The 12,380-nt window shown below is 70.1% G+C and carries 10 protein-coding genes and 2 tRNA genes; 6 read left to right on the forward strand and 6 right to left on the reverse strand.

Features of this window, described 5'->3' with window-relative positions; genetic code table 11:
* The first annotated feature begins 147 nt into the window (after positions 1 to 147).
* Positions 148 to 1,347 carry a TraB/GumN family protein gene (locus tag CKO13_RS07090; protein ID WP_200258614.1) on the forward strand — a complete coding sequence of 400 codons (1,200 nt, stop codon included), beginning with the start codon at positions 148 to 150 and terminating at the stop codon, positions 1,345 to 1,347.
* 12 nt (positions 1,348 to 1,359) lie between these two features.
* Here the strand turns inward: CKO13_RS07090 and CKO13_RS07095 are convergent, their stop codons facing one another.
* Complete coding sequence (locus CKO13_RS07095) at positions 1,360 to 2,913, reverse strand: peptide chain release factor 3 (protein WP_200258616.1); 1,554 nt, start codon at positions 2,911 to 2,913, stop codon at positions 1,360 to 1,362.
* A 119-nt stretch (positions 2,914 to 3,032) separates the two neighbouring features.
* Between CKO13_RS07095 and CKO13_RS07100 the strand changes: the two genes are divergently transcribed.
* From CKO13_RS07100 to CKO13_RS07120, 5 genes are all read left to right on the forward strand, one after another.
* Positions 3,033 to 3,470 carry a DUF4168 domain-containing protein gene (locus tag CKO13_RS07100; RefSeq protein ID WP_200258628.1) on the forward strand — a complete coding sequence of 146 codons (438 nt, stop codon included), beginning with the start codon at positions 3,033 to 3,035 and terminating at the stop codon, positions 3,468 to 3,470.
* A 192-nt stretch (positions 3,471 to 3,662) separates the two neighbouring features.
* Positions 3,663 to 4,190, forward strand: a complete 528-nt coding sequence (gene fabA / locus CKO13_RS07105) for a bifunctional 3-hydroxydecanoyl-ACP dehydratase/trans-2-decenoyl-ACP isomerase (protein ID WP_200258630.1) — start codon at positions 3,663 to 3,665, stop codon at positions 4,188 to 4,190.
* A gap of 35 nt (positions 4,191 to 4,225) precedes the next feature.
* Positions 4,226 to 5,446 carry a beta-ketoacyl-ACP synthase I gene (gene fabB, locus CKO13_RS07110; RefSeq protein WP_200258632.1) on the forward strand — a complete coding sequence of 407 codons (1,221 nt, stop codon included), beginning with the start codon at positions 4,226 to 4,228 and terminating at the stop codon, positions 5,444 to 5,446.
* A gap of 70 nt (positions 5,447 to 5,516) precedes the next feature.
* Positions 5,517 to 6,911 (forward strand): oxygen-independent coproporphyrinogen III oxidase, encoded by a 1,395-nt coding sequence (gene hemN / locus CKO13_RS07115; protein ID WP_200258634.1) that lies wholly within the window; start codon positions 5,517 to 5,519, stop codon positions 6,909 to 6,911.
* Between the two features lie 4 nt (positions 6,912 to 6,915).
* A complete protein-coding gene (locus CKO13_RS07120) occupies positions 6,916 to 8,130 on the forward strand; it encodes a LytR C-terminal domain-containing protein (RefSeq protein ID WP_200258636.1) in 1,215 nt (404 codons plus the stop codon).
* A 26-nt stretch (positions 8,131 to 8,156) separates the two neighbouring features.
* Here the strand turns inward: CKO13_RS07120 and CKO13_RS07125 are convergent.
* The 5 genes from CKO13_RS07125 to CKO13_RS07145 form a co-directional block, all read right to left on the reverse strand.
* A tRNA-Leu gene (locus CKO13_RS07125) sits at positions 8,157 to 8,243 on the reverse strand.
* Positions 8,244 to 9,000: 757 nt separating this feature from the next.
* A tRNA-Cys gene (locus tag CKO13_RS07130) sits at positions 9,001 to 9,074 on the reverse strand.
* Between the two features lie 88 nt (positions 9,075 to 9,162).
* A complete protein-coding gene (gene pgsA / locus CKO13_RS07135) occupies positions 9,163 to 9,714 on the reverse strand; it encodes a CDP-diacylglycerol--glycerol-3-phosphate 3-phosphatidyltransferase (RefSeq protein WP_200258638.1) in 552 nt (183 codons plus the stop codon).
* A gap of 9 nt (positions 9,715 to 9,723) precedes the next feature.
* Positions 9,724 to 11,562 carry an excinuclease ABC subunit UvrC gene (gene uvrC, locus CKO13_RS07140; RefSeq protein ID WP_200258641.1) on the reverse strand — a complete coding sequence of 613 codons (1,839 nt, stop codon included), beginning with the start codon at positions 11,560 to 11,562 and terminating at the stop codon, positions 9,724 to 9,726.
* A 7-nt stretch (positions 11,563 to 11,569) separates the two neighbouring features.
* Complete coding sequence (locus CKO13_RS07145) at positions 11,570 to 12,217, reverse strand: response regulator (RefSeq protein WP_200258652.1); 648 nt, start codon at positions 12,215 to 12,217, stop codon at positions 11,570 to 11,572.
* Positions 12,218 to 12,380: the final 163 nt, after the last annotated feature.

Below are 12,380 nucleotides of genomic sequence, written 5' to 3' on the forward strand. Positions count from 1 at the left end.
CGCCCAGGCCTCCGGCGCGGGGCGGCGTCCGCGCCGGAGGCGGCGCCGGCGGCGCCAGTCGCGCAGCCAGCCCACGGCTAGGCGCCTCCTTGGGGGTGTGCGGCTGCCTGAGCCATAATCCCTCTCTGTAGGAGAAAGGATCCCATCATGCCAGAGAGCGCCACCGCTGGCCCCCGGCGCCAGGTCGCCGTGGAAGGCACTGAGTTCGTCCTCCTGGGGACCGCCCACGTCTCGCGGGCGAGCGCCGAGGAGGTCACCGCGGAGATCACCAGCGGCGGCTACGACGCCGTGGCCATCGAGCTCTGCGAGAGCCGGCTGCGCTCGCTGACCGAGCCCGAGCACCTGGAGCAGATGGACCTCTTCGAGCTGCTGCGCAGCGGCCGCGGCGGGCAGGTGGTGGCGAGCCTGGCGCTCGGCGCCTACCAGCAGCGCCTCGCCGAGCAGCTCGGCGTCGAGCCCGGCGCGGAGATGAAAGCCGCCGCCGAGCAGGCCGAGGCGCAGGGCCTCGAGCTGGTGCTCGTCGACCGCGAGGTGGGCACGACGATGCGCCGGCTCTACCGCAGCGTCCCCTGGTGGCAGCGCCTCGGGCTCGTCGGCGGCCTCCTCGCGAGCCTGGCCACCTCGCAGCGGATCAGCAGCGAGGAGATCGAGCGGCTCAAGCAGGGGGATATCCTCGAGTCGACCTTCCGCGAGCTCGCCCAGGGCAGCCGGGCGCTCTACGAGCCGCTGATCAGCGAGCGCGACCGGTACATGGCCGCCCGGCTGCGCGAGCGCTGCGCCGGGCGCTTCCGGCGTGTGCTGGTCGTCCTCGGCGCCGGCCACCTCGCCGGGGTCGAGGCGCTCCTGCGCTCGCGCGAGGCCGAGCCGCAGGCCGAGCTCGCCGAGCTGGAGCGCTGCCCGCCCCCGGCGCGCTGGCCCCGCTACCTCGCCTGGGCCGTGGTGGCGCTGGTGCTCACCGGCTTCGCCCTCGGCTTCAGCCGCAGCCCGGAGCTCGGCTGGACGCTGGTCGGCACCTGGGTCGTGCTCAACGGCGGGCTCTCGGCCCTCGGCGCCGCCCTCGCCTACGGCCACCCGGCGACAGTCATCGGCGCCTTCCTCGCCGCGCCGCTGACCTCGCTCAACCCCACCATCGGGGCCGGCTTCGTCGCCGCGGCCATCGAGCTGACCGTCCGCCGCCCCCGGGTCGGCGACTTCCGCGGCCTGCGCCGCGAGATCACCCGCTGGCGGGGGTGGTGGCACAACCGCGTCGCCCGGACCCTGCTCGTCTTCCTCTTCGCCTCCCTCGGCTCGGCCGCCGGCACCTACCTGGCCGGGGCGCGGATCCTCGAGCGCCTGCTGAGCGCCTAGGGCCGCGCCGCCCTACCGGTCGCGCGTGGCGGTGAACGCGATATCGGGCCAGCGCTCCTGGACCAGCTCCAGGTTGGCGCGGTTGGGCGCCAGGTAGGCGAGCGCGCCGGTGCCGTCGTAGGCGAGCGCCGCCTCGTTGCGCTCGCGGAAGCGCTCGAGCATCTTCGGGTCGTCGCAGCCCACCCAGCGCGCGGTGTAGACCTGCACCCCCTCGAAGGTGCACTCCACCCCGTACTCGTGGCGCAGCCGGTAGGCGGTCACGTCGAACTGCAGGCTACCCACGGCGCCGACGATCCAGTCGCTGCCGAGCAGGGGGCGGAAGAGCTGCGTCGCGCCCTCCTCGCAGAGCTGCTCGAGCCCCTTCTGCAGGGCCTTCATCCGCATCGGGTCGCGCAGGACGACGCGGCGGAAGAGCTCGGGGGCGAAATCGGGGATGCCGGTGAAGTGCAGCGCCTCCCCCTCGCTGAAGGTGTCGCCGATGCTGATCGTCCCGCGGTTGTGGATGCCGATGATATCCCCCGGCGCCGCCGTCTCCGTATGGGAGCGGTCGCTGGCGAGGAAGGTCGTCGCCCGCGGGATCTTCACCGCCTTGCCGGTGCGCACCTGGTGGAGCTTCATGCCCGGCTCGAAGCGCCCCGAGCAGACGCGCAGGAAGGCGAGCCGGTCGCGGTGCTGGGGGTCCATGTTGGCTTGGATCTTGAAGACGAAGCCGGTGAACGCCCCCTCCTCGGCGCTGACCTCCCGCCCGGCGTCGCGGCTGCGCGGCGGCGGGGCGTGCTCGACGAAGTCGTCGAGCAGCTCGCGGATGCCGAAGTCGTTGACCGCCGAGCCGAAGTAGACCGGCGTCAGCGCCCCGGCGAGGTACGCCTCGCGGTCGAACGGCTCGCAGGCCTCGCCGACGAGCTCGATCTGCTCGCGCCACTCGTCGACCTCGTGGGGGAAGAGCTCGTCGAGCCGCGGGTTGTCGATCCCCTCGATGACCTCGCTGTCGGCGAACAGCCGGACCCGGTCAAGGCCGAAGTGGTAGACGCCGCGGAAGCTGCCGCCCATGCCCAGCGGCCACGTGGCCGGCGTGCAGCGGATCTGGAGCACCGACTCGACCTCGTCGAGCAGCTCCATGGGCTCGCGCCCCTCCCGGTCGAGCTTGTTGATGAAGGTGGTGATCGGGGTGGCGCGCATGCGGCAGACGTTCATCAGCTGCACGGTGCGCTCCTCGACGCCCTTGGCCACGTCGATGACCATCAGCGCCGAGTCCACCGCGGTCAGCGTGCGGTAGGTATCCTCGGAGAAGTCGCCGTGGCCCGGGGTGTCGAGCAGGTTGAGCAGCCGGCCGCTGTAGGGGAACTGCATCACCGACGAGGTCACGGAGATCCCCCGCTCCTGCTCCATGGCCATCCAGTCGGAGGTGGCGTGGACCTTCGACTTGCGCCCCTTGACCGTGCCGGCCATCTGGATGGCGCCGCCGTAGTAGAGTAGCTTTTCGGTAAGGGTCGTCTTGCCGGCGTCGGGGTGGGAGATGATCGCGAAGGTCCGCCGCTTCGCCGCCTCCGTCGCCACGTCTTGCATGGGCTCTCCTCTTGCGGGGCCAAGCGCTTGGCTTGATGAAACGGTCAATTATAGCCCACTCTTGCACTCTTGGTCTTGAGCGCATCGTCACCTTTCTTCTTTCGATGAGGAGTCGGAACATGTCGAACGGGTGGATCAAGGTCCCGGCGCTCGCCGCCGCTCTCGCCCTGGGGCTCGGCGCTACGGCGGCCGGCGCCCAGCAGGGCTCCGGCGGGGCGCAGCAGGGGCCCGGCATGCAGCAGCAGGGCGGCCCGTCGGGGGTCGAGGAGCCGCAGCCGGAGCAGCCGACGTTCACGAGCCAGCAGAAGAGGCGCTTCGTGGACGCCTACCTCGAGATCATCGAGATCCAGGAGCAGTACACCGCCGATATCGAGCAGACCGACAGCGGCGAGAAGGCCCGCAAGCTCCAGGAGGAGGCCAACGACAAGATGGTGACCGCCATCGAGGACAACGGCCTGAGCGTCCCGGAGTACTCCGAGATCGCCAACGCCATGGACATGAACCCGGAGCTGCGCGACGAGATCTCCTCGATGATCCGCCAGCGCCGCAATCAGTAGCCCCGCCTGGAGGCGGGCGCAGGCGGCCCCAGTCCGCCCCGCGACCGGGGCCGTCCGGCGCGCCCGCCCCGCCTGCGCCCGGGCGCGCGCCCGTGCGTAGCCACTCCCCCGGTAAGGGTGTAAGATAGCGGCCGTTTGAGGGCTGCACGGCCCTTCGCGCCTAGCCGATCCCTACATACGTCAGAAGGTCGCATGGAAAAGCAGCACAGCTACAACCGAGATGAGCTCCTGCTCAGCGGCCACGGCCGCCTCTTCGGCCCGGGGAACCCGCAGCTCCCGGCGCCGAACATGCTCATGTTCGACCGCATCACCCGGATCAACGACGACGGCGGCCAGCACGGCAAGGGCGAGGTGATCGCCGAGCTCGACGTCGACCCGGGGCTGTGGTTCTTCCGCTGCCACTTCGCCGGCGACCCGGTGATGCCCGGCTGCCTGGGCCTCGACGCCCTCTGGCAGATGGTGGGCTTCTACCTCGGCTGGATCGGCGGCCACGGCGCGGGCCGGGCCCTCGGCTGCGGCGAGGTCAAGTTCTCCGGCCAAATCCTCCCAGAGAACCAGCTTGTTACTTACAATATCGAGCTCAAGCGGGTCATCAACCGGCGCTTGGTGATGGGGATCGCCGACGGCACGGTCGACGTCGACGGCGAGACCATCTACGAGGCCAGCGACCTGAAGGTGGGCCTGTTCCAGAACCCCGGTGGCGGTCTGCGCAGCGCCTGAGCGGGCGCGCGCCTAAGATCGAGAGGAGGACCAACGTGCGTCGAGTCGTAATCACAGGCCTCGGCATCGTCTCTTGCATCGGCAACAGCCGCGACGAGGTCGTCAGTTCCCTGCGGGCCGGCCGGTCCGGGATCCAGTACCAGCCGGCCTACGAGGAGATGGGGCTGCGCAGCCTGCTCGCCGGCAGCTGCGAGATCGACCTGAACGCCCATGTGCCCCGCAAGGCCCTGCGCTTCATGGGCGAGGCGGCGGCCTACAGCTATATCGCCATGGACCAGGCCATCGCCGACGCTGGCCTGAGCTACGAGTCGATCTCCGATCCGCGGGTGGGCCTCATCGCCGGCTCCGGAGGCGCCTCGACGGCGAACATCGTCGCCGCGACGGACACCCTGCGCAGCCGCGGGGTCCGCAAGATCGGGCCGTACGGGGTGACCCGCACCATGGGCAGCACGGTCTCCGCCTGCCTGGCGACGCCCTTCGCGATCAAGGGGCTGAGCTACTCCATCACCTCGGCCTGCGCCACCAGTGCCCACTGCATCGGCGCGGCGATGGAGCAGATCCAGCTCGGCAAGCAGGACCTGATCTTCGCCGGCGGCGGCGAGGAGGAGCACTGGAGCCTGACCCAGCTGTTCGACGGCATGGGCGCCCTGTCGACGAAGTACAACGATACGCCGGAGCGCGCCTCCCGGCCCTGCGACGCCCACCGCGACGGCTTCATCATCGCCGGCGGCGGCGGCATGGTGGCGGTCGAGGCCCTCGACCACGCCCTCGCCCGCGGCGCGCCGATCCTCGCCGAGATCGTCGGCTTCGGCGCCACCTCGGACGGCTACGACATGGTCGTCCCCGCCGGCGAGGGGGCCGCCCGCTGCATGCGCCAGGCCCTCGAGGGCGTCGAGGCCCCCGTCGACTACATCAACACCCACGGCACGAGCACGCCGGCCGGCGATATCGCCGAGCTCAACGCCATCCGCGAGGTCTTCGGCGAGGAGCGGATACCGCCGCTGTCCTCGACGAAGTCCATGACGGGCCACTCGCTCGGGGCCACGGGGGTCCAGGAGGTCGTCTACTCCCTGCTGATGATGGAGCACGGCTTCATCGCCCCGTCGATCAACCTCGAGGAGCCCGACAGCGAGGCCGCCGGCCTGCCCATCGTCACCGCGACCCGGGAGGGGGCGGACCTGGACACCGTGCTGTCGAACAGTTTCGGTTTCGGCGGGACCAATGCCACACTAGCGCTGAGCCGGTATAGCGGCTAGGGGAGTAGCGGCGCCGGATCCCCCGGACGCCGCGATCCCACGACGATCGAGAAGGCGGAAGGGGCACGCTATGGAACAACGTCTACAATTCGACCGGGATCTTCTGCGCCGCTACAACGTCAGCGGCCCGCGGTACACCTCCTACCCGACGGCGCCCCAGTTCCACGAGGGGTTCGGCGAGGCGGAGTACGCCGCCGCCGCACGGGCCAGCAACCGGCACGAGCAGCCGAGCCCGCTGTCCGTGTACGTGCACGTGCCCTTCTGCCAGAACGTCTGCCTCTACTGCGCCTGCAACAAGATCGTCACCGCGAACTACACGCGGGCCGAGGCGTACCTCGAGAACGTCTTCAAGGAGATCGAGCTCCAGTCCGAGCTCTTCGACGACAGCCGGCGCGTCGAGCAGCTCCACCTCGGCGGCGGCACGCCCAACTACCTGCGCAACGAGGACCTCGCCCGCCTGCTCGCCAAGCTCCGCGAGCACTTCGTGCTCGACGAGACCGATCAGCGCGAGTTCTCCATCGAGCTCGACCCGCGCAGCATCCAGCCGGAGACGGTCCCCTACCTCGCCGAGCTCGGCTTCAACCGCATGAGCGTAGGGATCCAGGACTTCAATCCGGAGGTCCAGCAGGCGATCCACCGGGTCCAGAGCCGCGAGCTGTGCACCTCGATCATCGAGGAGGGGCGGCGCCAGGGCTTCCGCTCGACCAACGTCGACCTCATCTACGGCCTGCCCAAGCAGACGGTCGAGTCCTTCGACCGGACCCTCGACGAGATCATCGAGATCCGGCCCGAGCGCCTCGCCATCTACAACTACGCCCACCTGCCGCACCTGTTCAAGATCCAGCGCCAGATCCGCGAGGCGGACCTGCCCGGGCCGGAGGAGAAGCTCTCGATCTTCGGGCGGGCCATCGAGAAGCTCACCGACGCCGGCTACGTCTTCATCGGCCTCGACCACTTCGCCCTGCCCGACGACGAGCTCGCCGTCGCCCAGCAGCAGGGCACGCTGCACCGCAACTTCCAGGGCTACTCGACTCGGGCCGAGTGCGACCTCATCGCCCTCGGCTCCACCTCCATCGGCAAGGTCGGCGACACCTACAGCCAAAACCTCCGCGAGCCCGAGGATTACGAGCAGCGCATCGCCGACGGCCGGCTGGCGGTCTTCCGCGGCTTCGAGCTCAGCGCCGACGACCGGCTGCGCCGCGAGGTGATCATCGAGATCATGTGCCACTCGCGGCTGGAGTTCGCCGACGTCGAGGCGCGCCACGGGATCGACTTCAACGACTACTTCGCCGAGGAGCTCCGCCGCCTCGAGCCCCTCGTCGACGACGGGCTCATCGAGGTCGACCGCCGCCGCATCCAGGTCCTGCCCCGCGGTCGCCTGATGCTGCGCCACGTCGCCATGGCCTTCGACGCCTACCTCGAGCGCGAGGCGGCGGAGGGGAAGCGCTACAGCCAGGCCATCTAGCCCCATGCGCCGGGGCGGTCCGCGCAGCCTCCTCCTCGCCGCGGCGGCCCTCAGCGGGACCGCCGCGGCGAGCCCCCTGCCCTTCCAGACCGGCGTGCTCGCCCCCGGCGAGCTCGACCTCCAGGGCGTCGCCGGGCTTAGCCGCTTCGGCGCCGGCCAGGGGACCACCCTCGACGCCGAGCCGCGCCTGCGGATCGGCCTGCCCGGCTCCTTCGACATGGCGCTCGGCGCCCCGTACCGCTACGACCTGGAGCTCGACCGCGGCGCGATGCACAGCGTCCTGCGCACGGAGCTGGCCTACCGCTTCCTCGATGCGGAGGCGCGCAGCGGCGTGCTCCGCGGCTACGCCACCTTCGGGCCGAGCAGCGCCCGGCGCGATATCGGCAGCGGCTCCCACAACCTCGGCCTGATCGCCGATCTCGCCTTCGAGGACTGGGGCGATCCCGGCACCACGCTCTACCTGCGCGGCGCCCTCGAGCGCGCCGACCGCCGCCTCCCCGACCAGCCCGGTACGGGCTACGAGCTCGCCACCCGCCTGAGCGCCGAGGCGGGGCTCGGCTTCGAGGCCGGCACCGGCGTAGAGCCGTACATCGGGGTGCGGGGGACCCACGGGGCCGGCCCGGGGCGCAGCGCCGATCAGCAGAGCCTGGCGCTGCGGCCGGGCATCCGCTTCGCCACCGGGGCGCGCAGCGAGGTCCGCCTCCTCGGCCACGTCGCCGCCGTCGAGCACGGCGTCGAGCCGGAGCGGGCGATCTTCGTCACCTGGACCTACCGGCACCGCCCCGCCAGCGGGGGTGCCGACCTGGGCGAGGAGCTGAAGGGCACCCAGCGCCGGCTCGACGAGCTCTCCCAGCGCGTCTGGGGGCTGGAGCAGCGCCTGCCGGTCCCCGCCGAGCCCCAGCAGCCCGCGGCGCCGGCGCCGGCGGCCCCGGAGGCCGGCGGCGTGCTCGTCCTCAACCACTCCGGCGTCGACGACCTGACGGCCCGGGTGGTCGACACCGTCGAGGGGCTGGGGGCCTCGGTCCGCGACGCGCGGGCCGAGCCTGCGGTGGCCCGCCGCGAGCGCTCCGTCGTGCGCTACCGCAAGGGCCAAGGCGAGCGGGCGCGGGCGATCGCCCGGGAGCTGCCCGGCTACCAGCTGCTCGAGGAGCGTGCCGAGCTAGCGGGCGGCGCCGATATCGTCGTGCTCATCGGCTTCGATCTCGAGCGGATGCTGTAGTGGGCCACCTTGGACCGGGGCATCGATGGTGCCGGGGGCCGGACTCGAACCGGCAAGGCCTTATAGCCAGAAGGTTTTAAGCCTCCCGCGTTTACCCTTTTCGCCACCCCGGCAATCTAGACAATAGGATGAAGGATACCCCTAGTGGCCGCCAAGAGTCTAGCGTGCATTGCTGTATCGTCTTAAGCTAAGCGGTTACTTTTGGCCCGGTTTTCTTCTGCGGTCAAGATCTGGAGATTCCAGGGAACATGGAGGCCACATACGACTTCGCTGACTAAGGGCACGATGTGATCGACATGACACCCTGCAGGGCACGTATTATAAATCGCTTGAATCTCCCGAGAATGTTCCTCGGTTAGCCAATGGGGTGTGGCTCTCACCTTGGTAGCGCGGCGAGCAGCTTCTTGGGCCACATACTTTCGAGGATTCCGATGATAGCACCGCCGCATTCCCTCTAGATAAAGACCCCGGTTCTTTGTTCGCCAATGCCTTTGGCGTTCTCTCTCCATCTCAATATTAGAGCGGTAATAGCGGCGCCTCCTGCTTAAATTAAGCTCATGCTTCTCGTAGTAACGCCGCAGGTTGCGCTCTCGCTCTTTCTCGAGATTGCTCTGGCGGTAACTCCTCCGCGCCTCTCGCATGCAATCTCCGCATTGGGAGGCCTTTCCGTCCTTTTTGCCGCGATCAGAGTAGAACTCATCCACTCCTTTCTCTCGGCCGCATTTCCCGCATATCTTAGTAAGATTCATGCTTTGATGTCGCGTTCTGCGTTAGCTCGGAGGAGGCAAGCCCTACCGTTGGGGTCCTGTCCGAAAGCGCTTTGTAGATATCGGATTTTTGGGAGGTGGATAGGGGGAACTAATGGAAGAGTGGAGGCTAGGGCGGGAATCGAACCCACGTACACGGCTTTGCAGGCCGCTGCATCACCACTCTGCCACCTAGCCAGCGCCTGTAGATGATACAGGCAGGGCCGCGCCTCGGCAAGGGCCCAGGCCGGCCTCCCCTCCCCCTTCTGCCTCCCCTGGGGGCTGGCTACTCAAGCACTTGCAGTGCGGCCCGCAGGTAGATGTAGGCCGAGTAGAGGGTGAGCAGCGCCGCCACGGCGATGAGCGCGAAGCCGATCTGCGGCAGCGGGAGGCCGAGCAGCGGCTCCCGGTAGAGCAGCATGAGGATCGCCGCCATCTGCGCCACGGTCTTGACCTTGCCGAGCTGGTTGACGGCGACGCTCGCGCGCTTGCCGATCTCCGCCATCCACTCGCGGAGCGCCGAGACGGCGATCTCCCGGCCGATGATCACCGCCGCCGGGACCGCCATCCACAGCCCCGGGTAGACCGCCACGAGCGCCACCAGCGCGACGGCGACCATCAGCTTGTCGGCCACCGGGTCGAGGAAGGCGCCGAAGTCCGAGGACTGGCCGAGCCGCCGGGCGAGGTAGCCGTCCAGCCAGTCCGTGATGGCGGCGGCGGCGAAGACCGCCACCGTCAGGATGTTCGTCCAGGGCGGCGGGAGGAGGAAGCAGAGCCCGAGGACGGGGATCAGGACGATCCGGAGCAGGGTCAGGGCGGTCGGCAGCGTCAGTTGCATGGTGGATTCCTAGCCGTGAAACGTGTCGTAGATCCGTCGCGCGAGGGGCTTGCTGATCCCGGGGACCCCGGCGAGGTCCTCGATGCCGGCCTGGCGTACCCCCTGGAGGCCGCCGAAGCGCTTGAGCAGGCTCTGCCGGCGCTTCGGGCCGAGGCCGGGCACGGCCTCGAGGGTCGACTCGCGGCGGGCCTTGTCGCGGCGCTGCCGATGCCCGGCGACCGCAAAGCGGTGCGCCTCGTCGCGGACCTGCTGGAGCAGGTGCAGCGCCGGGGAGTCCGCCGGCAGCACGATCTCCCGCTCCGCCCCGGCGAGGAGGAGGGTCTCCTCGCCGGGGCGGCGCTCGGGGCCCTTGGCGATCCCCAGGACCGGCACCCCGTCGACGCCGAGCTCGTCGAGGACACTGCAGGCCTGCGCGAGCTGGCCCTTGCCGCCGTCGATGAGCAGCAGGTCCGGCAGCGGGATCTCGCCGGCGCTGGCGCGCCGGTAGCGGCGCCACAGGGCCTGGTGCATGGCGGCGTAGTCGTCGCCCGCGGCGACGTCGCGGATGTTGAACCGCCGGTAGTCGCTCTTGACCGGCCCGTCGCGGTTGAAGACGACGCAGGAGGCGACGGTGGCCTCGCCGGCGGTGTGGCTGATGTCGAAGCACTCGATGCGCTCGGGCGGCACGTCGACGTCGAGCGCCTCGGCGAGGGCCTGGTAGCGGCGCTGCTGGCTCGCCGCCGAGGCGCTGCGGGAGGCCAGCGCGTAGCGGGCGTTCTCCTCGGCCATCTCCAGCCAGCGGCGCCGCTCGCCGCGGACCCGGTGGCGGATCGCCACCGCCCCGCCCCCGGCGCTGGTCAGCGCCGAGCCCAGCAGCTCACGCTCCCGGATTGGCCAGTTGACGACCACCTCCGCCGGCGCCCCGCGGCCGAGGTAGTGCTGGGCGAGGAAGCTGGCGAGGATCTCGGACTCGCGCGCCCCCGAGGGGACATTGGGGAAGTAGCTGCGGTTGCCGAGGCTGCTGCCGCCGCGGATGGAGAGGACCTCGATGCACGCCGTGTCCCCCTCGGTGATGCAGGCGACGGCGTCGAGGTCGTCGTCGCGGTCGCGGATCACCGACTGGCGCTGCTGGATCTGGCGCAGGGTGGCGATGCGGTCCCGCAGCCGCGCCGCCTCCTCGAACGCGAGCGCCTCGGAGGCCGCCTCCATGCGCTCGACGAGGTCCTCGATGACCTCGGCCGAGCGCCCCTCGAGGAAGAGCTCGGCGTGGCGGACGTCGGCGGCGTAGTCGGCCTCGCTGACGTAGCCCACGCAGGGCGCCGTGCACCGGCGGATCTGGTACTGCAGGCACGGCCGGGAGCGGTTGCGGAAGAAGGTGTCGCGGCACTGGCGGATGGGGAAGACCTTCTGCAGGTAGCCGAGGGTCTCGCGCACCGCCCCCGAGCTGGGGAAGGGGCCGAAGTAGCGCCCCGGGCCGCTGCGCCCGCCGCGGTGGAGGGTCAGCCGGGGGAAGCGCTGGTGGCTGGAGAGGTAGATGTAGGGGTACGACTTGTCGTCGCGCAGCAGGACGTTGTAGCGCGGCTGGTGCGCCTTGATCAGGTTGTTCTCGAGGATCAGGGCCTCGGCCTCGGTGTGGGTGACCGTCACCTCGAGATCGGCGATCCGCTGCACGAGCCGCTCGGTCTTGGGCGGCTTGCGGGAGCGGGTGAAGTAGCTCGAGACCCGGCGGCGCAGGCTCCGCGCCTTGCCGACGTAGAGGATCGTCCCCTCGGTGTCGAGCATCCGGTAGACGCCGGGCCGCTCCGGCAGGGAGCGGACCTTCTCGTGCAGCGACTCCCGCGCGCTTGGCGCCCCGCGGCCCTCGCTCATCGGCCCCTCAAGGGCGCTCCGCCGCCCCGACCATGCCGTAGTCGACGGCGAGGCGCACCAGCTCGGCGTCGCTGCTGACGCCGAGGTGCTCGAAGAGCCGGGAGCGGTAGGTGCTCACCGTCTTCGGGCTCAGGCACAACTCCTCGGCGATGGCCGTGCCGCTCTGGCCGTTGAGCACCCGCATCAGCACCTCGAACTCGCGCTGGGTCAGCCCCTCGAAGGGGTTCTCGCCCGCGCCGTCGAGCTGGGAGAGCGCCACCTGCTGGGCGATCTCGGGGCGGATATAGCGCCGGCCCAGATGGACGGTGCGCACGGCGTCGATCACCTCCTCCTTGTCGCACCCCTTGTCGAGGAACCCCATGCCCCCGGCGCGCAGCGCCTGATAGGGATACGGGCCCGCATCGTAGACAGTCAACACGATCACCCGGATGCGCCGGTTGAGCTTGTGCAATCGCCGTGTGGCCTCGATACCGCCCATCCCGGGCATCTGCAGGTCCATCAGGACGACATCCGGCGGCTGCTCGCGGGCGATCTCGAGGACCTGCTCGCCGGTGGCCGCCTCGGCGACCACCTGGATATCCGGGGCCTCCCGGAAGATGCTGCGCAGGCCCTGCCGGACGAGGCGGTGGTCGTCGGCCACGACAATATCCACCATGACGCCACCCCTTCGCTGCGGTGTCGCATCCGTTATTCTGTCGGGGAATGGACGTCCCGACAAGCCGGAGGCCTCGATGCCCCCTTCCCCCACCCGCCAAGGACAGGACCGCCCGCGAGCAGCCGCCGGATGTCGTCCTGATGGACCTGCAGATGCCCGGGAT

Source organism: Halorhodospira neutriphila, from assembly GCF_016584055.1.
GTDB classification, from domain to species: domain Bacteria; phylum Pseudomonadota; class Gammaproteobacteria; order Nitrococcales; family Halorhodospiraceae; genus Halorhodospira; species Halorhodospira neutriphila.